The following is a 23018-nucleotide window of genomic DNA, read 5'->3' as shown; positions in this document are numbered from 1 at the left end:
CGACGGAGAAGTGACGCGTATGCCTAGTATCCCGTCACTGTTCGGCGAGGACGACGACTCACTGTTCGGAAGCTACGACGAGTTCGATCCGGACCACAACCCGATGCCCGACAGATTTCTCGAAGGTCACGACGTGCTGGCGGGGAGCGACCACGTCGCGTTCCACCGGTTGGCCCGGGAGCTGTTCGAGGACCGAAAGGTGTACGACATGACCTTCAACTACAATCTCGCGCGTCTGAATCTCGATACCCGGCACAAGAACGCCGGCTATCGGTACGCCGTCGAACGCGACGACCCCGACGACGCCGTCGACGACGAGCGCGTCGATCGCGTCCTCCGCGCAGAGTTTACGCCAACGACGCCGTTCTGCCCACAGACCCACACGCTCACGATCGGCTCGTTCCGGGCGTGGAACGGGCTCGCTGCTCGCCACGAGTACGACCTCGTGCGGGTCCGACCAGCACCGATGCACCACCAGAGCGAGGAGATCAGCGACCAGCTCGCGGAACTCGAACGAAAGTACCTCGAAACCGACGACGAGACCGTCGTCCCGGAGGACAGCGATGCGGTCGGCTCGAACCCGATGGAGCGAAGCATGCAAAGCGAAGGTTCCAGCCGTGGCTCGTCGGATGCCCCATTCTAAAGTCGTCTCCGGGAGCAGACGGTACCTATCCGGTTGGTTCCTCGTCTTTCGGGAGACGTCGGCCACACTCCGGACAACGCTCGTCCGTGATCGTCAGCTGGCGGTCACACGCCGGACAGTAATCCCGATAACACGCAGGATCACCCATGATGCTCGTTGTTAGCCCATCGGATTAGATGTTACTCAAGGGAATCGTCGTGCCACCCGGTCGGGGACACCGTCGTCGACGGATGGAACCGTTCGGCGTCCCATTCACGTCGCTGATCTCCGGTCGGTGACGCCTCACGCACCGAGCGCACGCGGTACTCGGAAGCGTACATGTATCGAGAGAGACTCCGTCCCGGCGACCCGAGCAAGGGGCTTCCGTGTAACCTCGGCCGAATATCTCCGCCACGAGAGTTAGCTTCGGGCGGCCGAATCTTCCGGTGAGGAGAACCCACACGCTATGCCGGACTCACGAACGCAGACCACTGCCGAACAGACGGACGCGCTCTTCGACAGATACACGCTCCCGAAGGTCGCTCTGACCGTCATTTTGCTGGCCGCGCTGGTCGGCACGTGGGTCTCGACGAGACTCAGCGGAACGACAGCGCCGATCGTCCCCGTGGCCAAGTGGGCGTACTTCGTCGCACTTGGCGTCCTCACGGGAGGGCTCGTCTGGAAGCACCTCTTCGTGCGCCCGTCCGACCTCGGTGACGAGGCCGCCGGCTACTGCGCGGAGATGTACGACCGGTTCGACCGTATCGCTCTCGGTTCCATCGCCGTTTTCGTCGTCGGGGGAGCAGTCGTCCTCTGGGAGTATCTGAGCGCGTTCGGACGGACGGCAGGCGTTCTCGGATACGCAGCGCTGGTCGGCGCGTGGCTCGCGTTGGCAGTCGTGACGACACGTCGGAGTGGGTCCGTCGAGCGCCAGTTCCGGAGTCCGATCGGGCTGGCCGGGCTCGCCCTCGCACTGGCGGTCGTCGTCGCGACGGCCACCGCAGACGTCGCGATGCGCAGTCTCGATCCGATCGCCGTAGGCGTCCGGATACTCCACCTCACGGCGTTTGCGGTGTGGATCGGCGGCGCAGTGTGGAACATCTTCGTCGCCGTTCCGACCGGACAGAAGCGGCCGACGATCGGCGTCGTCCGAGCGGCGGGCCAACAGCTCGAGCGCTTTCGGTGGGCGGTTCGGTTCATCATCCCGACGCTGCTCGTGACTGGTCTCTTCCAGGCCGTGGACAGTCTGGGGAGGGCCGTCGCGTCGTATCTCGGGAGCGGCGTCGGCGTGGCCGTCCTCGCGAAGGTGGGGTTCGTCGGTCTGCTGGTCGTTATCTTCAAGCTCTGCCCCATGTGGCGGGCCTGTTCGCCGATCGAAGGTGTGTGTGAGCTCGACGAGGTCGGCGAGAGCGACCCCGGAGAGAACGAACCGGCGGACGACGACCCGCTCACGGAGGTGACGAGCGATGACTGACCCGACGATTCCCGACACCGCGCCCGATGTCGAGCCGGAGATGACCGTCGACAACCGGGGTCGTGGCTGTGCGAGTGGGATCGCTCGGGTACAGCGAGCGCTCGAAGACTTGCCGGACGGTGCCGTACTGGTCATCCGGAGCACCGACAGCCGAGCCAAACGCGAGTATCCACAGCTCGCAGCGCAGACGCCACACGAACTGCTCGCCATCGAGAGCGAGCGCGGACGCCTCCTCCGCAAGGAGTACACGACCTACCTGGAGATACGTCGGGAGTGAGCGCGTCCGCCGGTCGTCCCTCCCGGAGAGTCACAGCTGCGATGGAACGTGGGTCGTGTGGACTCCCACGACGATCAGTCCTCGATCGTCACGTAGTACGGCCCGTCCCAGTCACGCACCCACTCGGGGGCTCTCGGGTGGTCCGCCAGCAGGTTAGCCTCGTAGGACTCGTCCGGGTACGGGTCGTCCGCATCGTCGGTCGCGTCCATCCGCGGGACGCGGTAGGTAGCCCCGTCTCGCTCGCGGGTGGGGATTAGCTGTCGCCGGTCCCAGTCGTGGGACTCGCCCGGCGAGTCGACCCACTCCTGGGGATGGAACGTGATTGCGACTGTCTCGGTGTCGGGATCGGTGCCGTTCGCGCTGTCGGCGTCGGCCATCGTCAGAACGGTGCGTTCGACGCGTCGCCGACCGTTTCTTTCCGGCCGGACGGTTCGCTGCCGGCCACTTTCGTCTTCCCGATCAGCACTCTGAACTCACCGGGCTCTTTCTGTCGATACTCCCAGCGGAACGCCGGTCCAGTCTCGGCCTCGAACTGGTGGTACAGCGGTTTGGGGTCGTGGTCGTTGACCAGCACGAACCCCGTTCCCGCCGTCAGGTCGTCGTACGCGGCGAAGATCTGCTCGTGGCGCTGGGCCGGCGGTAGATCGCGCACGTCCAGCTCTTCGAGGACCTCGACCGCCTCGTCGTCGGCCTCCGTCTCGTTCGTGTCCCCGGAACCGTCGGCGTCGCCGCCGGCCGCTTTCGTGATTTGGACGCGACAACGACCGGGCTCGTTCTCGACAATCTCCCAGGAGAAGGCGTTTCCGTACCGTTCCTGGAACTCCCCGCGGAGCGGTCGCGGCTCGTGGGGGGCGATCAGCTCCATCGTCCCGCCCTCGGGGATCATCCCGTAGCGGTGGTGAATCGTCGGGTGGCGCTCTTCTTTGGGGATGTCGCGAACGTCGTAGCGGGTGACGACGCCCTCGTCGTCGGCGTCGGACTCGCCGGTCTTGACGACCTCGACGTGCCAGCCGTCGTCGCCGCGACTGCTGTACTCCCAGTCGACCACGTCGCCGTGCATCGACCTGAGTTCGTGATACAGCGGTTTGGGATCGTGGTCGTTGAGCAGGACGAACCCCTCGTCGGCCCCCAGTTCGTCGAAGATCGCGAGCAGTGCCTCGTGGCGGCGCTGGGGCTTCAGGTCGCGAACGTCGATCGTTCCCAGGTCGCCCGCCAGCGGATCGCGCTTGGTCACGCTGAGTTCCCGCGGCTCCTCGTCGGGATCCGCGTACATCCACTCGATCTCCCGGTCGTGTTCGATCTGGTAGCGGACCAGGTGGTGATCGAGGTCGCGATCCGCCACGATCTCGACGGTGTCCCCGGTCTCGGTCTCCGACAGCGTGTCGAACAGCGTCCGGCGGTGCTCGTCTTCCGAGTGCTCTCGCAGGTCGAGTTCCGTTGCCATCTCTACGGTCCGTTTTCGCCCCGATCCCATTACCTCCGTGGCGAATCCTTTCGGGACCGTGATCGAGGACCCGACAGTCGAGAGCGACCCGCGGGCGGAGATATTCGGCCGAACACACTCGACCGTCTCGCTCGAAACTCGGGGACACGGAGACGGTAGCCGTCGGTCGAGAGTACGACACCGACGAGAGCAGTCGCGTGTGTAGACCACGAAACCACGAACAGCTGCCGGCCCGCAACACACCACCAATGGACGAAGCAAACACGGCCGACGACGCAGTCCCAGTCGAGTGGCGGCAGGTCCCGCCAGACGAGGTGTCACCCCCCATCGTCCGAGAGCGCCCGTATCTGGAACTGAAACTCGAACATCCCGGGCTCGAGCCGACCGAGATCGGTGACCGGTTCTTTCCGGACGCGGTGCCGTACGAACTCGGCGCAACGTCGCGAGTCTTCTACTGGCGACCCGCGTTAGCGTCATCGACTGCGGAACCGCGGGACTGGGAACTGGCCTGTGGAACCACGCACGAGCTCGTCGGGTTCGACTCGTTGCCAGCGGAGGGGCCACCGCTCGTCACGGAGGGCGCGAGCGGGACGACGGTCGTCGTCGATGGCACCATCGGCGGGGACGTGACGACGAGCCACGTCGGGGCCTACGCAGCCCCGGCCGTCTCGATCGAGCGACACGTCGGGTCGGCGGTCGAACTGAAGGTCGACGGGACTCGACACGACCTGTCGCTGGGGCAACGGCGTCGGATACGCCTCGCCGAGCAGCGCGTCGAGCCCGTCGGGGCGGACGGTCGCCCGAAGACGATCACTCCGGAGCTCGTCGTCCGCTTCCCCGGCCGGCGCGAACTCCACCACCCCGCACCGGGAACGACGTACCGACTGTTCCCGGCTTTCGGTCTGGACCTCGAAGAGCTCCCGAATCCGCTCTCGGTCCCCACGGCGACCGGCGAACTCGACGATCTGGCGCTCGCGACGGCGCTCGGCGTCGACCTGTCACGGCGACCGTACCCCGAGCGCGCCCTCTGGCAGGCGTTTGCCTACACCGCGTTCGATCCACACGCCGACGCGACGCCCGATCTGACGCAGCTCGCGACCGGGCAGATCGTCCTCGAAACCGGCGAACGACGCGACGCCGGCCACAGTCCCACGCCGTGAGTCGCGAGTGGTCACCCCGTCCGTCTGTACGTCGCCGCGACCATCGCTGTCAGGGTCGTCAGAACGAGGAGTTTGAGGCCGACGAGGTGGCCGAGGCGTGAACCCAGCACCGCAGACGGTGCGAGCCCGAGGAGGCGATCGGTCTGATAGAGTCCGGTTAGGACCACCAGCGCGATCACGACCGGCAGGTGGCGGCGAAACGCTCGCGCCTGAGACCGCAGCGCGTCCCCGGCGTCGGGACGGGATCGCACCGTCGGGAGGACGACGAAGTTGTGCCAGCCGGCCCCACCGATCCACAGGGAGACGGCCCCGAGATGTCCCGCCCTGATCGCCCAGTCAAGAACCGTCGTGTTCGTCTCGATCCAGGCGAAGCTACCGAGGGAGACGAGAACGGTACCGAGAAGCACCGATCGAAGTGGCCCCGTCAGAGCCGAGTCCGCTCCGGCGTACCGAACACCGAACCACGGGAGGAGTCCGGCGACGAGACCGACACCGAGCACCCGGGCTCCAAACGACGGACCAGCCGTCCCGGTGACGACTGCGGTGGTGCCAGCGAGCGCAGAGCCCACGACTGCGACCGCCTCCAACCGTCGCCACCGGCGGCGAACGTGCCGACGATCGCCACACTCCTCGAAGCCGCTCTCGTCGAAGATGACGAGTCGCCAGTAGAGGCCGCCGCCGAGCAGCCCCGCGGTGACGACGAGCAGCCAGAACAGTATCCGAACCCAGAAAGGACCGCCCGCGTGCGTGAGCCAGACGCCAGCGAAGGAACCGCCGAGTAGCAAGCCGAGGACGAGCCGTGGTCGGAGGGTCCGCATCGGAACGGCCTTTCCCAGTACCGTCGGTCCGTCGCGCTCGTTTTCGCTCGCCTCCATACCACCTATCTAGGGCGTCCTAAACTAAACAGTACGTCGGGAGATGTTCGGCTCGACCGACGTGAAGCGGTTGGCGCCTCGCCTTCCGGGGGTGATCAGGCCGGCGTATTCTCGACGCGGCTCGCGCGGTCGGACGGGATTCGACCGAACGTGCCCCCCGAGTTCAGTCCGCCCCTCGCTTCGCTCCCTCGGCGAACTTCGCGAAACCGGCTGCGTCGCTCACTCCCGGCGAGTAGCGTCGTTCGGCCGACAGAGTATCCGAGACGGGACGAATCGGTTCGGCACTACGCTTTCACACGTGTCCGAGGAATCGTACGGTATGGCTTCGGAGTCCCAAATGGACCCCTCGTCGTTCGGGCCGTCGGAGACGGAGCGGAGTGGGGCACGCTACCTCTTCGCGATCTCCGTCCTCGCCGAGTCACGGACCGATCGAGTTGCGACCGGCGAGCTACGGAAGTACATGGGCGTGACCGCCGCGAGCGTCACGGAGATGGTGACGAAGCTCGACGGCCGAGGACTGGTCGAACACGAGAAGTATCAGGGCGTGGCGCTGACAGAGCGGGGAGAACAGGTCGCGACGCAGGCCGGCTGGCGACTCTGCGTCGTCGCGACCTTCTTCGATTCGGTACTGGACGTGACACTCGACGAAGAGACGGCGTTCGACATCGGGTTCGTGCTGCCGGAGACCGGCCTCTTCCGCCTGCGTGCGCTCGCCGATTCGGCCTGTCTCGGGCTCTGTCCGGATTCGGACGGCGACGCGCAGTGTGTGGCCTGAGAGCGTCGGCGAGCCACAGAAGTGGTTGATTGACGGCCCCGGAGCGGGAGCGCCGTCGGTCGCGAGACGGTGCGTCAACGGCTCGCCCCGCCTGCGAGGCTCGCGGGCCGTCGAGTCAGTCGTGCGCGACCGGCTATGCGCTGGCCGGCAGCTGTCGTTCGACCTCGGCGAACAGCACGTTGTTCTCCTTGTGGACGTGGCGGTGGGTGTCGGTTTCGAGTCGTTCGAGCCGTTCGAGCATCGCCTCGTAGCTGGCACAGGCGTCGTCGGGGACGGCGTAGCCGTCGGTGAGCGCCGCGAGCCGTTCGAGCCGGTTCGCAGTTTCCGCGTGGTCCGCCTCCAGCTCGGCGATCTCGTTTCCGAGTGTCGCTCGCTGGGCGTCGGTCAGCGACTCTCCGCGGTCGAGTGTCTCGACGATCGGGAAGAGGTCGGTTTCCTCCTCGTCGATGTGGCGTTTCATCTCCTCGGCGAGTGCGAGGTACTCCGACCGAAGTTCCCGTAGCTCCGGATGGTTCTCGTCGTGGACCCGCGCGACTTTGCGAACGAGTCCTTCCAGCGAGGGAAGCTCTTCGCGGAGGTACTGGTGGTGCGTCGAGACGATGTCGGCGATCAGTTCCGCGTGGGTCTCCCAGTCGTCGCCGTCCGGTGCTTCTTCGACGCCCGCCAGCCGCTCGCGGAGGTCGTCGAGGTCGATCCCCTCGGCCTCGCAGGCGGCTTCGAGGGTCGTGTCTCCGCCACAGCAGTAGTCGAGCCCCACCGATTCGAAGACCGCCGCGTAGGCCAGGTTGTCTCGAACGAGCGCGCCGAGTGATCGCGTCGGATCGATCGCGTCAGTCATGGATTCGTCTGAAACGTCGTCGAGAGCGTTCTTGAGGATTCACCCGAACAGTTCCGACCGATCGACGGCCGACTTCGGCCGATCGCACGTCCGAATCAGTTCGGGAAAGAATTCACGTTCGATCCGTCGCCATCCGAAGACGCAATAGTTTAGGTAAACCTAAAATGATTCGAGAACACGTCACACACATCAGGACGGCGGTGGATCGGCGGTCGATTCCCACGCGGGTCGGGATCACGGTGCTTGCGCTCCTGTCGCTGCCCTTGCTCGGCACGGCGGTTCGGGCGGTCGGTCGGGCTCTCGAACTCGGGTGGCTGACGACCCCACTGCTGGTCGTCGCTCACGTCCCGGTCGTCGTCGCGCTGATCGCGCTCTGGTCGATCGGCTGTGACATCTGTCGGTGAGGTCGGTAGCCGGCGACCCGACGATCCAGCGCCGGCCGAGTGTAGTCAGCTGGACGACGCCACGACCTCGGAAGGAGCGTCGTCGTCCCGGTACTCTTTCAGCACCCGTCCTTCGGCGCGGTGAAGGATCTCGCTACAGGTCGACTTCGCGACGCCCAGCTCGTCGGCGAGGTCGACGAGCGTGGTACGTCGGGGCGTGTCGTAGTAGCCCCGTTCGATCGCCTCGTCGAGCACCCACTCCTGGCGTTCGGTCAAGAGCGAATCCGATTCGGGCTCCTGTCGGATTCGCTCAACGGTGTACTGGATGCCGAAGTCGTCGAGCGTCTCGCCGAGTTCCGAGAGCGTCTCCTGTGGGAGTGTCGCTTCGAGCGTCATCTGTCCGTCCACGACTTCGAACGGCATCTCCAGCGGTACCCCGGAGTCTTGCAGCGAGGTCAGCAACAACGGGACCGTCGTCTCGACTTGCACGCGGGTCGTCCCGGCCTCGGTGTCGAAGACCGTCAGGTCGGTCACGGAGTCGTACTCCCGGAACTCCGCACAGATCGTGTCGGCGTCGTCGCCGAGAATTTCGATTCTGGCGACGCCGCTGGCGGTGTTGGCCGTCGCCGCGAGCACGCGAAACCGCGTTTCGGGATACGCACGGGACAGTTCGCTGATCCAGACCGACTTCGGAACCGTGATCGTGAGTTCTGCGTAGGGCATGGTGGAATCGAGGGACGCACCGGCGTGTCCGAGAGGACCGCTCCGGTTCTGTGTACGGGCGTGTTTTAGGTGGGGCTAAAAATACGTTGGCGTGAACATCATCGGGTCTGCCGTATATTAGGCACGGTCTAGTTGAGGGATTGAGGAACGAGCAGGCCGTAGCGAGAACTGTCCATGGAACTCGCAGACCTGCTCAGCAAAACGTTAGAAACGGACGATCAAGACGTTTGGGAGAACGAGCGCACTCCGACATCCGTCCGGCGATTTGGAGTGCGTCTCCACACGTCGGGACTGTCGATCAGGGAGACGGTGGCGATCTTAGAGTTGCTGGGTGTCGATCATTCCCATGGTGCGGTCTGGAATTGGGTGCATACGCTGTCTGAAGCACAGAGCGACCCGCCGACGTTCACGAGAGCAAACTCTCGTGCAGCCCATCAGATCGCAAGCGATCTGAGGACGGCAGCGCCGTCGCGGGTCGCGGTCGATGAGAAACAGATCGAAGTTGACGGTGAGAAAAAGTGGTTGTACGCCGCGATCGACACTGACTCAAAGTTACTGCTCGAAGTCGACGTATTCAGCCGCCGTGGGACTGATCCCGCAGCGGCGTTTCTGCACCGACTCACTGAGAAACACGATCTCGGCGACACAGAGTTTCTCGTTGATGCTGGTGGCTATCTGACTGCCCTCGCCCGTCACGAATTGAGCGGTCGGCTCGACTATCGAACCCGGAACCACATCGAAAAATGGTTCCAGACCGCCACCATGCGAATTGACCGCTTTCACACGTACTGGCGGGGCAGTCAATCGAGCGCCAGACAGTGGTTACGACGCTTCAGACACCACTACAACCACGAACGACCGAATCAAGCGCTCGACGGACGAACGCCAGCCGAGGAAATCCAGAACTAGACAGTGCCGCTGAGGCCGAAGATTTGCTTTGTTAATAGGATGTCGACTTACTATGCCGATGATTCTATCGCGTCTTTGATGAGATGGGGGAGTTGCTTCCGCTTGTATTCGACACGCTCTACTGGAGACTGAAACTCTATTTTTGTCAGTAGGTCGTCCTCAAGCGCAACTCCAGCCATAGAATGAAGGTTACGAAGAAGTTTTGTGTTTTCTTTGAAAATCGGCTCCGAGAGTTGGCCAATCCGCTGGCTGACAGTCGTTTCCCGCTCGTAATCTCGATACGCCTGAAGCGCATCATCGTATCGCGACGTGTTATCATCAAGTTCGCCGAGAATCTGGAAGTCACCACAATACTCGTGGAATGCTCCCTCCTCGACAACGGTCGTCGCCAACTGCTCTTGAAACTCATCAGCCATCAATACTCCCTGTCTAGCTTTTGTGGAGTGCATCTTATCGCGACCGGCCATTCGGAAACAGAATGTGGATTTCAATAACAGCGAGAGACCGGATGACACTTGATCTACGTAGTTCGGTACAGACTCTCCCAGTTCCCGGTATGCAGCGAAGGCATAGTGAAAGCCTGCACTCGCAACTTCCCCCTCGTTACAAAGATCGTCAGCTGTACACTCTATAGACTGAGAGTTGTCTTTGGACATGTTAGCAATTGTACTCGCTTGCATCTTTGCCGTTCGGATCTTGCAGTTCATTTTCAGCACCGCTTCCTCCGTTCCAATTCCCACGGAGCTCCGTCAACACGGTCGCACTGTAGAGAGGATGTTCTGGATGTTTGTTCGCAACGACAAGAATCATGAACCAGACCCCGTTTGCGCCCTGTCCCACACAATAAAACCCGTCGCTGACACTCCAAATACGGCTGTTTAGTGGATTCTGTAGTGCATCAGTGTCATGAACAACTGAAGTCTCTCGCTTCAACTCCTTCGGTTTAGCGTCCTATCCCGACGCCATCTATGGTTCAACACAGCCTCTCACCCGGATCGGTGTGGTAGATCAGGTCAATCTCGTGATCGGTGACCTCCGTGCGTGGCTCCGGGTCGTCGTCGGTAGTGGGTTCGTCTGGCAGCGCGTCGGTGCCGTCCTCGGAGAGTTGCTCGCCGTACTTCGTCTCCGACGCCGGGACGCCAGTGCCCGGCATCGGATCGCCAGCGTCGCTCATCGCAGGCACCCCCGGATGGAACCCTTATAAGACGAAGTCCGTAGCCGGGCCGTTTCGGTCGGCAGCCCTCCAAAGTGTCGCCAAATCGGGATTGGCCCAGAAGTCGGCTTAGCTACCGAGAGGCGCGGAATCAGGCTTGTAGCAACCGCCATTCCGGCGGTTGCTCTCCGGCACCACTTGGAGGCAATATACCCCGCCACTGCCCACGAAGTTCGCGGTAGACTAGGTGCCTTCTTCGCCCTCGCCCATGTATTGTGTATGCTCGAGGTTGTATTCGACGTGTCAGTGTTCGACGTTTCGGCAGTCATTGCACTCTTGAAGATCCGCTTTTCAGACTCGGAGCCAGAATCGGGCGACTCACCAGACATCGACTGGTCGAACGCAGACCCAGGCGTCGGCGTGGCGGAAGCCGACGACGGATCGACCGTCATCTGGCAGCGCTGAGCGATCAAAGAGTGTGTTCCGGCGTCAGTCATCGTCCGACCCCGGATCGACCGACTGGCCACCGTCGGTCACGGCCTCGCCCGCTCCGTCGGCGGCGTCGCCCATCCAGTCAATCTGCTGGATCATGCCGCCCTGGGCCTGCTCGGTGTCCTGGTAGGGGAACGTCACCGACAGCCCAGCAGGCGCACGGAGCGCGTCGAAGACGCCGCGGTCGGCCAGCGGGTCGCGGTCGTCGCGGCCTTCGTCCCGTGGCCCCAGTGGCTCGACACGACGAGGTCGTCGCCGGGCAGCTCGTGTTCGCACAGCCACGGGACGTGGGCGTTCTCGCGGTCGGTCTCAGTCATCTCGATCCGCCTCCTGCTGTTCGGTAGCCGCGTCGACTGACCGATCATCTAAGTTTCGAACCGGAGATGAGCGACTTCAAGGAGAGCGTACAGTATTCCGGGCCCCGCGAACACGAGACCCTCGTCCATTATCCCCAGTACTGCCTGTAAGAGCCCGATCAATATCATCGCAATTCCGATGATCTGCATCGTTCTTACCTTTTCTATGATATCTGTTCCATGCTCTAAGAACATGATATGTACTACTCATCTAAGCCACCTCCGCGTAGCCGACCAGCTCGCGTCAGTGCTGGAACCGCTGGCTAGTGGCGGCCCGGCGGAGACGATCTGTATCTTCGGCCCGTCGGGAACGGGCAAGACGACACTGGCGCGCTACATGGCCAGGCAGATCGCCTCCCACGGCGATGTCCGCTGGGGCTACGTCGACACCGCCCGCTGGTCGACGCAGACAGGACTCATCCACGAACTCTTGCGCGACTGTGGTATCGGCTCCGGTTCGCGTGCAGAACCGTCAGCGGTGATCGAGTGTCCTGACGGCATCTCGCCGTCGCGACGAGGCCGACGACACGACCTCTGAATAACTGCTGATTTTGAGGCCGATCTCCGGCGGCGAGTCGACGGGCGTCCGGATCGGCGACGTGTCACGCGACCGCTTCCTCAGCGTCGTCGAGATCCTGCTGGATCACTGGCAGCACATCAACCACATCTCCGAGGAGCGTACCGACGAGCTGTACTCCGACGCCCAGGCGATGAAGTCGGAAAGACGACATCCGCGACAAAGAGGCGATCGAGCGACTGGTCACCGACGCACTCCGACACAAGGACTTCGCCGCGGTCGTCGACATGATGCTCTCGACGTGGCGACAGGCCGGCCACAGCACCGACGCCGAGTCAAAGGCACTCATGATCGAAGCGATCCGGCTGCAGAACGAACCCGGCGTCTCCGAGCAGGACGTGATCGAGACGCTCTCCGACCGCGCACTGCCGCTGCCGGCAACATCCACGAACGAGAGCACATTCATCTGTGACACAGTCCACTTCTGTTGTCCCGCCGTCCCGTTATCGATGCGTGAGAACTGAACGGGGTGTTTTCAGGCCGTGTGAGAAAGCGGCAGTATGGTCCTTCAGGACGACTTTGGGCGGGCAGTGACGGAGGTTCGTGTCTCGCTCACGGACCGCTGTAACTTCGACTGTGTGTACTGTCACAACGAGGGACTGGGAGAGACGCGAGGACCGGCAACACCACGCGAGGACGAGCTTTCGGCCGAGGAGATCCGTCGGTTCCTCGGCGTCGTCCGCGAGTTCGGCGTCGACGCCGTGAAGCTCACCGGCGGGGAGCCGATGTTGCGCTCGGATCTGGAGGCGATCGTCCGCCAGGCCCCGGACGAGATGGAGGTCTCGATGACGACCAACGGGACCTTCCTCCCGGGCCGCGCGCAGGCCCTCGTGGACGCCGGTCTCGACCGCGTCAACGTCTCGCAAGACGCGATGGACCGAGAGGCGTTTGCCGATCTCACTCAGAGTGGTGCCTACGAGACAGTTCTCGAAGGCGTCGAGGCCGCACTTGATGCCGGACTATCGCCGGTGAAGCTGAACATGGTCGTCTTCGAGCCGACCGCTGGCTACGTCCCAGAGATGGTCGACCACGTCGCCGAGCGCGACGGGCTCCGGCTCCAGCTCGTCGAGTACATGCCCGAGCTCGCCGGCCACCCAGAGTGGGCGATCGACATCGACCGCGTCCACGGCTGGTTGGAGGACCGCGCCGACTGCGTCGAGACCCGCGAGATGCACGATCGGCGGCGGTACCACGTGCAGTCACCGGACTCCGAGAGCACGGGTGTGGTCGAGATCGTCGATCCCGTAGAGAACCCGCAGTTCTGTGCGAACTGTCATCGCATCCGCGTGACCCATGACGGTCGGCTGCGAGGCTGTCTCAACCGACGTGACGATCACGAATCGATCCGGGGCATGTCTCGGGCCGAGATCCGCGAGGCGTTCGTCGAAACGGTGAGCAACCGCGTCCCGTACTACGGAGAGTACCTCGTCGAGGAAGATGGCGACTGGGTGCGCAACGAAAAGTACGTCGAGACGACTGCTGCAATCGGCTCCTCAGATTGATACTGTCGGCCGCCACTGTTTCGAAAATTTAGAGCACCGAGGTCGCGAGCTGCGACACCGACAGACGGCGACGGTATCAGACACGTCAACGTCACCCGTTCGTTCTCAGTGAGTGAGAACCAGCCGGGTTCGTATACCTGCGCTGGCTGTAGATACACCTATTGGATATGCAAGGTACTACGACAAAACAGCGAGACGACGGACGGGATCTCTATGTCGCTTTCGATATCAAACCCGTACTCGACAGTGACTGTCCACTCGACGAGTTCGAAGACGCCGACGGCGACGTCGTCGAGGTACGACAGCAGTTACTACACGACCAGTGTCAGACCGAGATGGCGATTCAGTCGGAGGAAGCTCCCGCGTCTCCGGGTTGCGAGGAGGCAGACATCGTTCACTCGGCGAGTGAGGTCGACGGAGCCTGTTTCTGTGCTGTCTTCGGTACGTTCGACTGTATCCCGGAGATCGTCGACGTCACCGAGGAGTCGGTCCGCGTCGAGACGTATCTGCCCGACAGGAACCGGCTCACCGAGTTGGTCGAGTCGTTGAGGGACGTAACGAGTGAGTTGCATCTGCGACAAGCTCGAAACGAATCGACACGGGGACGGACGAGACGAGCGGACAGACCGTCACACTCGCTCTCGACGACGTTACGGAAAAACAGCGTGAGGCCGTTACGCGGGCCGTCGCCGCCGGCTACTACGCGACGCCACGCGAAACGTCGCTGGAAGAGCTGGCCGACGATCTCGACATCTCGAAGTCGGCGTGCTCGCAGCGTTTGAACGCCGTAGAGTCGACGCTTACCGTCGGGGCATTTGCGAACGCGACCACCAACTAATACGGCCGGCTGTACGTCTGTGAACGATTTCGCCACCCCGGGGTGGCGAAGATCCTCACGAAGTTACAGCCGGCAGTATAAGGATTGCACCGGTCGAGCGACGACGACCAACACCGCCAAGCCTTCGTTTGTGACGTATTTCGGCAGTCCGAGGCGACGAGTTCTGTCAAACGGCGAGAGTGATCTCGGCGACCGACGAGACGCGACACGCGCCTCTCGACGACGATGTCGACATCCACCCCCATTTAAACCACTTCATAATCCACAAGAAGGGATATCGACGGGAGCGGGCGATATTGAAACGTATGACAAAAGAATCGCAACCAGCCCACGAGCCGATACCAGAGTGGGACGAGGTTGCCGACGAGATCCTCGACGGGTGTGGATACGACCCGGATCTCGGGAAGCGGATGGCCGAAGACGCCATCAAGATCACGAACGGTGAGCTAACCGAGGAGGAGTTCCACGAGAAGTATCACGAGGAGGTCAAAGCAGAGTTCGGAACAGACGAGCGACCCACGAAACCGGAGGGATTCGATGACTGACGACGAGTTCACGGCCTCTCGCCGGGACGTTCTGAAGAGCGGTGCCGTCGCCGCGGTCGGGCTCGGCGGCGCGGACAGCGTGCTCTCGACGCTCCAACCCGCCGACGACTCGGGAGAAGCCGCCAACCAGGTCACCAGTTTCCTCGGTGAGGACAAGGTCTTCAACACCGCGTGTTCCCCGAACTGTCGGGGGAAGTGTTCCCTGCGAGCGTTCGTTCGGGATGGACGGATAAAGAAAGTCCAGCCCAACGTTCCCGAAGACGAGCGGTACAAGCGCGGCTGCATGCTGGGGCTCACCCACACGCAGCGCGTCTACAACGCGACGCGCTTGAAGTACCCCATGAAGCGCGTGAACTGGTCACCAGACGATCCGCAACCCGCTGGGCGCGGCGAGGAAGCGCAGTTCGAACGGATCAGCTGGGAAGAGGCGCTGGATTACATCGCCGACCAGATGGAGAGAGTCCGGGAAGAGTACCAGCCAGAAAGCGTCTACTTCGAGACCGGATCGGGCGATTACGGACTCAGTGGGTCGATGCAGGGGCAGTTGTCCGCCCTCTTTGGCGGCACCCAGATGTCCTGGTCGATCGACATCAACACCGGGCGAGGTTTCAGGCGGGTAACCGGGGCTGGCTGGTTCAACGCGAATACGAACTTCGGGGAGGACTGGGAGAACGCCAACACCGTGATCGTCTGGGGCTCCGACATCTTCGCTAGTAACCTCCAACAAGACGCCTCGATCCTCTTGGACGCCATCGAGAGCGGAGCCAAGCTCGTCGTCGTCGATCCAGTGTACACCGGCACGGCGTCGAAAGCTGATCTCTGGCTACCGGTCCGGCCGGGGAAAGATCCACACGTCGCGATGGCGATGATCCAGACGGTCCTCGACGAGGAACTGTACGACGCCGAGTTCCTCCGGAAGCGGACGCTCGCACCGGCGTTGGTCCGCGAAGACGACGGGAAGCTGCTGAAGACGGCAGACGTCTTCGAAGACGGTGACGAAGAGACGCCGGTCGCACTCGATGCAGCGACCGACGAACCGGTGGCCCTCGAACCGGAGACCTACGGCGAGTACAAGCTGTTCGGAGAGTACACCGTCGACGGCGTCGAGACACACACCGGCCTGACGGCGCTCGAACGCGAAGCGTCGAAGTACGAGCCCGAAGTGGTAGCCGATACGGCGGGCCTGCAGGCCGAGGACATCAGAACGGCAGTGCGCTGGCTCGCAACTCGCGGTCCCGGTGGTATCGCCTCTGGCTACGGCGTCGACCGCTACAAGTACGGACACGTCTTCGGGCAGGCCTACGCCACCCTCCTGAGCCTGACGGGTGATTTCGGCCGCCACGGGAACATTCACGCCTCACATCCCAGCGGCAGTGGCTACGACAGCGGTGGCTTCTTTGCTGCGGGTGAGGACGCCCCGGGAACGTCGCCGCTCCCTCAGTCGAAGATCATTACCGCGATGGAGAGCGGTGACCCGTACCAGATCAAGATGATGTACAGCCAGGCGTCGAACTTCCTCGCGAACCAGCTGCCCAACCGCCAGCGGTGGCTCGACGCCGCAGAGAACCTCGACCTCATCGCGGTTGCCGACATGCACCACACGCCGTCGGTACAGCACGCCGACATCGTCCTCCCGGCCTCACACTGGTTTACCCGCGAGGACATAATTAGTGCCGGGACTCACCCCCACGTGAACTACCGCGAACCGGCCCACGATCCGCTGTGGGAGGCGAAAGACGACTGGTGGATCATCAACCAGTTGGCCGATCGGCTCGGCTACGGTGACGAGTTCGTCTCGGACAAGAGCGAGGCGATCGAGCAGATTATCGCCAACGACGACCGAATCGACTACGACAGGCTCGTCGAACAGGGTTCCGTACACATCGACGACGACCCCGTCCTCTACAAGGGAGCGTTCAACACGCCGTCCGGTCGGCTCGAAATATACGACGAGGACGCACCGACCGAGAGTGGAGCAGATGTAGGAGAACCGGTCTCGCTGGAAGTCCCCGTCCCACTCGAGAGCCGCACCGACGACGACTGGGAGAACGCCGACGAGTATCCGCTCACGTTCATGCAAAAACACTCCAAGTGGCGGATTCACTCGCAGTACGAGTATCAGCCCTGGGTGCGGGAGATCAACGACCAGCCCCAGCTCGACATCAACCCGAAGACCGCGAAGCAACGCGGCATCGAGGACGGGGACTACGTTCGAGTGTACAACGACCGTGGCGAGATGGTCGTCAAGGCAAAGTACAACAACGGGATTCGCCCGGAGATGGTCAACACCGATCAGGGGTGGTGGGTCCGGGACTTCGTGCGGGGCCACCACAACGACCTGACCCACATGGACATCAGCGACGCGACGGGGAACTTCGCGTTCTACGACACGCGCGTGGAGGTCGAACCGGCTCCGGAGGACCTCGACACGAGCAAGTACACTGCAAACAATCCCCGCGGCTCGAACGCCGACGCCGCAGGGGGTGACTGACCATGACCAACTACGGACTCGTCATCGATCAAGAGCGGTGTATCGGGTGCCAGACGTGCGCCGTGACGTGTAAGCAAGAGAACAACGTCCCGATGGGACAGTTCTGGAACAGAGTGTTGACTGTCGGCGGCGACCACATCGACACGCCAGAGGGGTCGTACCCCGAGGACGGCGAGAGCGGGGACCTCGACATGCAGTACCAGCCAACGGCCTGTCAGCACTGCGAGAACGCACCTTGCGTGAAGGTCTGTCCGGTCAACGCGACGTACAAGCGCGACGACGGGATCGTGGAGATCGACTACGACAAGTGCATCGGGTGCCGGTACTGCATGGCTGCGTGTCCCTACAACGCTCGGTATTCAACTGGGACGAGCCACAGCACCTCCCAGAAGAGGGAACTGGGGACGTGGAAGAACGGCCCCAGGGCGTCGTCGAAAAGTGCACCTTCTGTAGCCACCGCGTCGAGGGAGGGCTCGATCCCGCGTGCGCGGTGAACTGTCCCGCAGACGCCCGGATCTTCGGCGATCTCGACGACGAAACCAGCACGGTATCGAAGTACGTGAACGAGTACAACACCGAGCAGTTGCTCGACGAGAAGGGGACCGATCCCAACACCTACTACGTGCAAGGCGAGATGACGCCGGGTCGGACGTGGACGAGCGACAAACTCGAATCGGAACTCGACGAACAGCCGACGCCCGAGGAGGCCGGCGACCCCGACAGCGAGCAGTCGATGCAAGGAGCCACTGCCGACCCAGTGTGGGGTGACGACTGATGAGTGGTGAAGTGACCGAGAGATCGGCGACGTCGACGGCCCGCAGCCCCGTGTTGTCCTCGTTCGGGGTCGTTTCGAAGGTCTGGCTCGGCCTCCTGGGCGTGCTCCTGGTCGCCGGACTCGGAGCGTGGGCGTACCAGCCTCAGCAGGGGCTGGTCGTGACCGGGATGCGGAACGTGTTCTCTTGGGGGCTGTACATCATGCTGTTCGTGATGTTCGTCGGGCTGTCGGCGGGCGGGCTCATCATCTCGAGCGCGCCGAAGTTCTTCCACTCGGACCGATACGAGGGGTTCGCGCGGCTCGGTGTGCTCGTGAGTCTGGCCTGTATCATCGTCGCGGGACTGCTCATCCTGCCCGACATCGGCCGCCCAGAGCGGCTGTATCAGTTCTTCACGTCGCCGGACTTTCGTTCGCCGATGGTCTGGGACTTCGGGATCGTCGTCCTGTACGGCGTGTTGAACGTCTGGTACCTCTGGTTGCTCACCCGGCGAGACCTCGCCGCCCGCGGATCGCGACTGGCCTTCGGGGCCGAGGACACGCAGGCCGGCCGGGATCGGGACCGGAAGCTGCTGTTCTGGACCGCCGCGGTCGCGTTGCCGACGGCAGTGATGCTCCACTCCGTGACCGGCTGGATCTTCGCGACGCAGGTCGGCCGCGGTGATTGGTTCAGCCCGCTGGTCGCACCGGTGTTCATCGCCAAGGCGCTCGTCTCCGGACTGGGGCTCCTGCTCGTGGTCTCGATACTGGCAGACCGCTACACGGGCTTCGACGCCGATCGGGACGAGCTGACGAGTCTGGGGAAGATGCTGGGTATCTTCCTGGCGTTTCACGTCGTCTACCTCCTGGCTGCCGAGCGCCTGCCACACGCGTGGGCAGACCACTTCGGCTTCTGGGCGATCACCAGCGAGTTCCTCATCGGAGACTCGGTCTACTTCTGGCTCTGGACCGGCGTCGGCGGGGCGCTACCGCTGGTGCTGTTGGCGACACCGCAACTCAGGAAGCGACTGTCCGTGATATTCGTCGCGGGCGTACTCGCCGTGTTCGGCACCCTGTTCGAAGGGGTTCGGCTGGTGTTCACCGGCTACGAGAGCGTGAACATCGACGCCGCGCCGGGCATCTCGCTGGGCGGTGAGTACGCGGGTGTCACGACGGATATCTGGGCCACGACGGGGGCGTACACGCCGACGGTGATCGAGCTGGTGGTGACCGCAGGTATCGTCGCATTCGGCGCACTGATCGTCACCGTCGGGCTCCGATACGTCCCGCTCCAGCGACAGACCGAGCAGGAGAGATACGCCCCAGACGGCGGAGGTGGCGGGTGTGACTGACGACACCGCGACGGCGGTCGACGACCCGACGGGAGAGACGAGACTGCCGACGGCCGACACGCTGGGCACCCTGGCGGTGTGCTGGCGCGAGCCGTCAGAGGAACTGCGTACCGCCGTCGAGTCGGATGCGATCGCGTGGCTCGACGAGAGCGAGGCGGCCGTCGATCTGGACGACCTGCGTGTCGAGTACACGCGACTGTTCATCGGTCCCGGTCCCGAACAGTGTCCGCCCTACGAGAGCGTCTATCGGGACGGCGACCACGACGGCGACGAACAGAACGTCGGTCCGGTGTACGGGCCGGCGACACAGGCGGTTGCGCGCTGGTACGCCGAGTACGGACTGGAGTTGCGGGACTCGAGATCGGAACCCCCAGACCACATCGCGACGGAACTCGAATTCGCCGCCTACCTCGCCGCCACCGAGGACGACGACACGCTGGAGCAGTTCCTCGACGAACACCCGCGCACGTGGATCGAACCGTTCGCAGCGCGACTCCGGGAGAACGATCCGGGGCCGTTCTACCGGGCGGTGATCGAGCGAACGATCGAAGTCCTCACACGGTGATCCGCCAGTAGCGCACCGTCGATGTCACCCTCCGCGACGGACGACGGCGTCCCTCGCAGGGTCGGTCCACGAGTCGACCAGTTCGCGCGCCGTGCAAAGAACTCCGGGCCGCCGTCGCTGATACGACCGTTCTCGTGTGATAGCCACTTGCACGCATATTTATGCATCTGTGACCAAAGATAGCAACTATGTTTGCTACCGTGAAGTCGTGGTTCGGCTCACTGTTTGGCGACAGTGACGACGGCCACCTGCTCGATCGTCCGAAAGAGGACCATCAGGTCAAACGTCAGGAGGCCGAACGGAAGCTCGACGAGCTCAAGAGTCGCCGAGAAGAGCTGAAAGAAGCGCTCGAGGACAAGCGCTCGAAGTACGAGTCGGCGAAGGAAGCCGGTAACGAAGAGCAAGCACAGGACTTCCTTCGCGACGCAGAAGAGATCAAAGAGGAGCTCGAAACCGTAAGAGGGCGTATCGACGAGACGAGCAAACAGCGGAATCTGGCCTCGAACCTGGCGAACATCAAGGAGATCGGCGAGAGCCGGGGCGACGACTACTGGAGCCAGCTCCGGGAGATGGAACAGAGCGAACTGGTCCGGCTGTTCCAGCGAGAGGAGATGAAAAACGAGGAGCTACACGACGTGCTCGGTCAGACAGATACGCTCTCTTCGAACACCCTGGACTCGTTCAGTGAGGGCGCGAGCCAGCTCCACACTGGCTCTGAACTCGAAGAAGAGTGGAGCGACGACACCCCCGAGACCGACGAAGAAGTGAGCGAAGAGCCCACAGCAGTGGGGGACATCGAAACGGAATCGGACACACTGAGCGAAGACGGCGACGACGAGACCGTCGAGTTTTCGTAGCGGTTTTCTCCGATATGGAGATCCAGTAGAGTGGGTTTAGTGCCAAAGTTTTATTATGGTGCCTACCATGTACTCGTATATGGTTCAGTTCAGAGACTGGATACCAGGTAGCTGGGGCGGAAGTTCGAACGAGCTCATGGAGAAAGACGCCGACGAACTCGATCTCGAAGCGCGGACCTTCGAAACTCAGATCGAGCTGAAAGAACAGGAGCTCGAACGGCTGGATCACCAGTTCGAGCAACTGGTCGAGAAGGGGCGGAAGGTCGCCGGACCTAAAAAAGAGCGACTGAAGCGAAAGGCCAAGCAGCTCAAGCGGGACTACGAGAACAAGGAAGCCGCGTGGCAGGAGATGCTGGAAGAGTACACCACCCTGCTGGCTGCCAAAAACGCCAAAGAACGGCTCGAAGAGCAGCCCCAGTCGTCGCTCCGAGATATGAGCGAGGAGGACGTACAGGCGTTCATGAAGGACATCGTCCGCGAGATCGAGAAGCGCAACAAGGACACGGAGTGGATCCAGCGCAAGGGAGACCAGCTCAACCGGACCCTCACCAGCGTCTCGCAGGACTTCGGGGCGACGATGGAGGAGTCGGAGATCGACACGCTGTTCCAGGACACCAACGAAGACCCGGTCTCGCTGAGCGAGCTCACGAAGGAAGAAGACGAGAGTGAGGACATCTTCAACGAGGAGCTGGGTCGCTAACGCGCTCGCCGCGTTCCCGTCACACTAATTTTGTAACTATGGATCTCGGACAGTACAAAGAGGACATCCTACAGGAACAGTACGAGGAGTACCTCAAGAAGGGGAAGTCACACCTCGATCAGGAGAACCACGAGAAGGCCGCGAAAGCGTTCTCACAGTCTCTCGATCGGTTGGAAGAGCTCGAAACGATCCGGGAGACGACGTATCCGGATCGCAAAGAGCAACTGGAGTCGTCGATCTCGAAGCTAAAGAGCGGCGAGTCCCTCTCCGAAGAGGACATCGGCGAGGACCACGGCGGCGAGGCCGAGGACGCCGAACAGCCGGAGTCGGACTTTCGTGAGCAAGTCGAATCGTTCATCTCCCAGACGGAGGTCACGTGGGACGACATCGGGGGCCTCGACGAGGTCAAAGGCGAGTTGAAGCGGACGATCACGCTGGGGGGCATCGACGACAAGCCCGACGCCGTCGCCGCGACCGACCGCGTCCTCCTGTTCGGCCCGCCGGGAACCGGGAAGACGCTGCTGGCGTCTGCGGTCGCTGGCTCGCTCGACGCGACGTTCTTCGACGTCAAGCTCGGCGGGCTGCTCTCGAAGTACTTCGGCGAGACGAGCAAGCAGATCACCGCACTGTTCGATCTCGCCGAGGAGATGAGTCCGAGCATCGTCTTCCTCGACGAGATCGACGCGCTGACACAGTCCCGCGAGTCCGACCTGGACGAAACGTCTCGGCGCGTGTTGAACACGCTGCTGTCGGAGCTGGACGGGATCGACAAGAACGACGATAGTTTCGTGATGGTTTTGGGCTCAACAAACACCCCTTGGGACCTCGATCAGGCGATCCGTCGTCGCTTCCCGCGGCGGGTGCTGATCCCGCTGCCCGACGTGGGCGCGGCCGAGGAGATCGTCGCGATCAACACCGTCGAGGGCGGGATTACCTTCGAGGGAGATCCCTCTGCGTTCCAGCTGTCAGACACCGGGCGACGCGTCGACACACCAGTCGAGGCGATCGCCAGCGAGTGTATCCACCGCGATTTCACCGGCAGTGACGTGGAGGCGGTGTGTCGGGCCGCCGTCAACGCCATGATCAACCGGTCGAACACGGGGCTGGCGTCCGTCGCCGACCGCGGCTTCGACGCCGTCAGGGGAGTACGACCTCTCGGTCGACGCCGTCCGGCCACAGGACGTGCGAGAGGCGTTCGAACGCATTCTCGGCCTCGCTCTCCGAGGAGAGCGTGCGGCGCTTCGACGAGTGGGACCGAGAGTTTGGCTCCGGCGCGTGAGAGGACAGTGGCGTGATCCGCGGACGCCGCCCGCTATCGAGAGCGGTCCGGAAGCGGGAGGGCGACGACACCGAGATGGG

General features: G+C 62.9%; 31 protein-coding genes and 1 pseudogene. 22 read left to right on the top strand and 10 right to left on the bottom strand.

Annotation, left to right across the window (positions count from 1 at the left end; all coding sequences use genetic code 11):
• The first annotated feature begins 19 nt into the window (after positions 1-19).
• The 3 genes from AC5FRZ_RS16775 (at position 20) to AC5FRZ_RS16765 (ending at position 2373) form a co-directional block, all read left to right on the top strand.
• The gene (locus tag AC5FRZ_RS16775) at positions 20-643 is read left to right on the top strand and encodes a DUF7998 family protein (protein ID WP_493565181.1); all 624 of its coding nucleotides are present in this window, start codon (positions 20-22) and stop codon (positions 641-643) included.
• Positions 644-1088: 445 nt separating this feature from the next.
• Positions 1089-2096: a hypothetical protein gene (locus AC5FRZ_RS16770; protein WP_493565180.1), complete on the top strand. Its 1008-nt coding sequence runs from the start codon at positions 1089-1091 to the stop codon at positions 2094-2096.
• On the top strand, positions 2089-2373 hold the full coding sequence (locus AC5FRZ_RS16765; RefSeq protein ID WP_170095418.1) for a sulfurtransferase TusA family protein: 285 nt from the start codon (positions 2089-2091) through the stop codon (positions 2371-2373). Before AC5FRZ_RS16770 ends, AC5FRZ_RS16765 begins: the two co-directional genes overlap by 8 nt.
• Positions 2374-2447: 74 nt before the next feature.
• On the opposite strand, the gene AC5FRZ_RS16760 is transcribed toward AC5FRZ_RS16765, so the two are convergent.
• Positions 2448-2750: a hypothetical protein gene (locus tag AC5FRZ_RS16760; protein ID WP_493565179.1), complete on the bottom strand. Its 303-nt coding sequence runs from the start codon at positions 2748-2750 to the stop codon at positions 2448-2450.
• 2 nt (positions 2751-2752) lie between these two features.
• Positions 2753-3817 (bottom strand): DUF2249 domain-containing protein, encoded by a 1065-nt coding sequence (locus tag AC5FRZ_RS16755; RefSeq protein ID WP_493565178.1) that lies wholly within the window; start codon positions 3815-3817, stop codon positions 2753-2755.
• A gap of 248 nt (positions 3818-4065) precedes the next feature.
• Here AC5FRZ_RS16755 and AC5FRZ_RS16750 point away from each other — a divergent pair, with 248 nt between their 5' ends.
• On the top strand, positions 4066-4977 hold the full coding sequence (locus AC5FRZ_RS16750; RefSeq protein ID WP_493565177.1) for a hypothetical protein: 912 nt from the start codon (positions 4066-4068) through the stop codon (positions 4975-4977).
• Between the two features lie 11 nt (positions 4978-4988).
• On the opposite strand, the gene AC5FRZ_RS16745 is transcribed toward AC5FRZ_RS16750, so the two are convergent.
• Entirely contained in the window at positions 4989-5852 is an 864-nt protein-coding gene (locus AC5FRZ_RS16745; protein ID WP_493565176.1) for a hypothetical protein, read from the bottom strand.
• Positions 5853-6171: 319 nt separating this feature from the next.
• Here AC5FRZ_RS16745 and AC5FRZ_RS16740 point away from each other — a divergent pair, with 319 nt between their 5' ends.
• Positions 6172-6627: a metal-dependent transcriptional regulator gene (locus AC5FRZ_RS16740; protein WP_493565175.1), complete on the top strand. Its 456-nt coding sequence runs from the start codon at positions 6172-6174 to the stop codon at positions 6625-6627.
• Positions 6628-6760: 133 nt separating this feature from the next.
• Here the strand turns inward: AC5FRZ_RS16740 and ric are convergent, their stop codons facing one another.
• Positions 6761-7465 (bottom strand): iron-sulfur cluster repair di-iron protein, encoded by a 705-nt coding sequence (gene ric, locus AC5FRZ_RS16735; RefSeq protein WP_493565174.1) that lies wholly within the window; start codon positions 7463-7465, stop codon positions 6761-6763.
• Between the two features lie 164 nt (positions 7466-7629).
• On the opposite strand from ric, the gene AC5FRZ_RS16730 reads away from it, so the two are divergent.
• Positions 7630-7869, top strand: a complete 240-nt coding sequence (locus AC5FRZ_RS16730) for a hypothetical protein (protein ID WP_012807445.1) — start codon at positions 7630-7632, stop codon at positions 7867-7869.
• Between the two features lie 45 nt (positions 7870-7914).
• Here the strand turns inward: AC5FRZ_RS16730 and AC5FRZ_RS16725 are convergent, their stop codons facing one another.
• Complete coding sequence (locus tag AC5FRZ_RS16725) at positions 7915-8571, bottom strand: helix-turn-helix domain-containing protein (protein ID WP_170095423.1); 657 nt, start codon at positions 8569-8571, stop codon at positions 7915-7917.
• 174 nt (positions 8572-8745) lie between these two features.
• Here AC5FRZ_RS16725 and AC5FRZ_RS16720 point away from each other — a divergent pair, with 174 nt between their 5' ends.
• Positions 8746-9480 (top strand): IS6 family transposase, encoded by a 735-nt coding sequence (locus tag AC5FRZ_RS16720; protein WP_493565173.1) that lies wholly within the window; start codon positions 8746-8748, stop codon positions 9478-9480.
• Positions 9481-9530: 50 nt separating this feature from the next.
• Here AC5FRZ_RS16720 and AC5FRZ_RS16715 read toward each other — a convergent pair whose 3' ends face one another.
• On the bottom strand, positions 9531-10136 hold the full coding sequence (locus AC5FRZ_RS16715; RefSeq protein WP_493565172.1) for a hypothetical protein: 606 nt from the start codon (positions 10134-10136) through the stop codon (positions 9531-9533).
• A 317-nt stretch (positions 10137-10453) separates the two neighbouring features.
• Positions 10454-10654, bottom strand: a complete 201-nt coding sequence (locus AC5FRZ_RS16710; protein ID WP_493565171.1) for a hypothetical protein — start codon at positions 10652-10654, stop codon at positions 10454-10456.
• Between the two features lie 177 nt (positions 10655-10831).
• On the opposite strand from AC5FRZ_RS16710, the gene AC5FRZ_RS16705 reads away from it, so the two are divergent.
• Positions 10832-11098, top strand: a complete 267-nt coding sequence (locus AC5FRZ_RS16705) for a hypothetical protein (protein ID WP_493565170.1) — start codon at positions 10832-10834, stop codon at positions 11096-11098.
• Positions 11099-11122: 24 nt separating this feature from the next.
• Here the strand turns inward: AC5FRZ_RS16705 and AC5FRZ_RS16700 are convergent, their stop codons facing one another.
• From AC5FRZ_RS16700 to AC5FRZ_RS16690, 3 genes are read right to left on the bottom strand one after another with little or no spacing between them, the layout of a single operon-like run.
• Entirely contained in the window at positions 11123-11266 is a 144-nt protein-coding gene (locus AC5FRZ_RS16700; protein ID WP_493565169.1) for a hypothetical protein, read from the bottom strand.
• The gene (locus AC5FRZ_RS16695) at positions 11263-11442 is read right to left on the bottom strand and encodes a hypothetical protein (RefSeq protein ID WP_493565168.1); all 180 of its coding nucleotides are present in this window, start codon (positions 11440-11442) and stop codon (positions 11263-11265) included. The genes AC5FRZ_RS16700 and AC5FRZ_RS16695 overlap by 4 nt, the downstream gene beginning before the upstream one ends.
• Before the next feature lie 48 nt (positions 11443-11490).
• Positions 11491-11676, bottom strand: coding sequence for a hypothetical protein (locus AC5FRZ_RS16690; RefSeq protein WP_493565167.1), 186 nt, complete (start codon positions 11674-11676; stop codon positions 11491-11493).
• Here AC5FRZ_RS16690 and AC5FRZ_RS16685 point away from each other — a divergent pair.
• The 14 genes and pseudogenes from AC5FRZ_RS16685 (at position 11675) to AC5FRZ_RS16620 (ending at position 22954) form a co-directional block, all read left to right on the top strand.
• Complete coding sequence (locus tag AC5FRZ_RS16685) at positions 11675-12019, top strand: AAA family ATPase (protein ID WP_493565166.1); 345 nt, start codon at positions 11675-11677, stop codon at positions 12017-12019. The two genes, AC5FRZ_RS16690 and AC5FRZ_RS16685, sit on opposite strands and share 2 nt — an antisense overlap.
• Positions 12020-12285: 266 nt before the next feature.
• Positions 12286-12522 carry a hypothetical protein gene (locus AC5FRZ_RS16680; protein WP_493565165.1) on the top strand — a complete coding sequence of 79 codons (237 nt, stop codon included), beginning with the start codon at positions 12286-12288 and terminating at the stop codon, positions 12520-12522.
• A gap of 36 nt (positions 12523-12558) precedes the next feature.
• Positions 12559-13560, top strand: a complete 1002-nt coding sequence (gene moaA, locus AC5FRZ_RS16675; protein WP_493565164.1) for a GTP 3',8-cyclase MoaA — start codon at positions 12559-12561, stop codon at positions 13558-13560.
• A gap of 167 nt (positions 13561-13727) precedes the next feature.
• A pseudogene (locus AC5FRZ_RS16670) lies at positions 13728-14081 on the top strand (helix-turn-helix domain-containing protein); the annotation flags it as partial.
• 71 nt (positions 14082-14152) lie between these two features.
• Complete coding sequence (locus tag AC5FRZ_RS16665; protein WP_493565294.1) at positions 14153-14398, top strand: helix-turn-helix domain-containing protein; 246 nt, start codon at positions 14153-14155, stop codon at positions 14396-14398.
• A 305-nt stretch (positions 14399-14703) separates the two neighbouring features.
• Positions 14704-14943, top strand: coding sequence for a 4Fe-4S ferredoxin N-terminal domain-containing protein (locus AC5FRZ_RS16660; protein WP_153555106.1), 240 nt, complete (start codon positions 14704-14706; stop codon positions 14941-14943).
• Positions 14936-17434, top strand: coding sequence for a molybdopterin-dependent oxidoreductase (locus AC5FRZ_RS16655; protein ID WP_372480824.1), 2499 nt, complete (start codon positions 14936-14938; stop codon positions 17432-17434). The genes AC5FRZ_RS16660 and AC5FRZ_RS16655 overlap by 8 nt, the downstream gene beginning before the upstream one ends.
• A 2-nt stretch (positions 17435-17436) precedes the next feature.
• Entirely contained in the window at positions 17437-17928 is a 492-nt protein-coding gene (locus tag AC5FRZ_RS16650) for a 4Fe-4S dicluster domain-containing protein (protein WP_493565163.1), read from the top strand.
• Positions 17841-18209, top strand: a complete 369-nt coding sequence (locus AC5FRZ_RS16645; protein ID WP_493565162.1) for a 4Fe-4S dicluster domain-containing protein — start codon at positions 17841-17843, stop codon at positions 18207-18209. Before AC5FRZ_RS16650 ends, AC5FRZ_RS16645 begins: the two co-directional genes overlap by 88 nt.
• Positions 18209-19537, top strand: coding sequence for an NrfD/PsrC family molybdoenzyme membrane anchor subunit (gene nrfD, locus AC5FRZ_RS16640; protein WP_493565161.1), 1329 nt, complete (start codon positions 18209-18211; stop codon positions 19535-19537). Before AC5FRZ_RS16645 ends, nrfD begins: the two co-directional genes overlap by 1 nt.
• Positions 19530-20102, top strand: a complete 573-nt coding sequence (locus AC5FRZ_RS16635) for a TorD/DmsD family molecular chaperone (protein WP_493565160.1) — start codon at positions 19530-19532, stop codon at positions 20100-20102. The genes nrfD and AC5FRZ_RS16635 overlap by 8 nt, the downstream gene beginning before the upstream one ends.
• A 188-nt stretch (positions 20103-20290) precedes the next feature.
• Positions 20291-20959: a hypothetical protein gene (locus tag AC5FRZ_RS16630; protein WP_170095261.1), complete on the top strand. Its 669-nt coding sequence runs from the start codon at positions 20291-20293 to the stop codon at positions 20957-20959.
• 79 nt (positions 20960-21038) lie between these two features.
• The gene (locus AC5FRZ_RS16625) at positions 21039-21659 is read left to right on the top strand and encodes an Atg14 domain-containing protein (protein ID WP_255318056.1); all 621 of its coding nucleotides are present in this window, start codon (positions 21039-21041) and stop codon (positions 21657-21659) included.
• 38 nt (positions 21660-21697) lie between these two features.
• Entirely contained in the window at positions 21698-22954 is a 1257-nt protein-coding gene (locus AC5FRZ_RS16620) for an ATP-binding protein (RefSeq protein WP_493565159.1), read from the top strand.
• The last annotated feature ends 64 nt before the right edge of the window (positions 22955-23018 follow it).

The organism is Halomicrobium sp. HArcht1-1 (genome assembly GCF_058933285.1).
The sequence above is the reverse complement of the archived record's forward strand: the minus strand, read 5'-3'. Positions and strand labels throughout refer to the sequence as shown.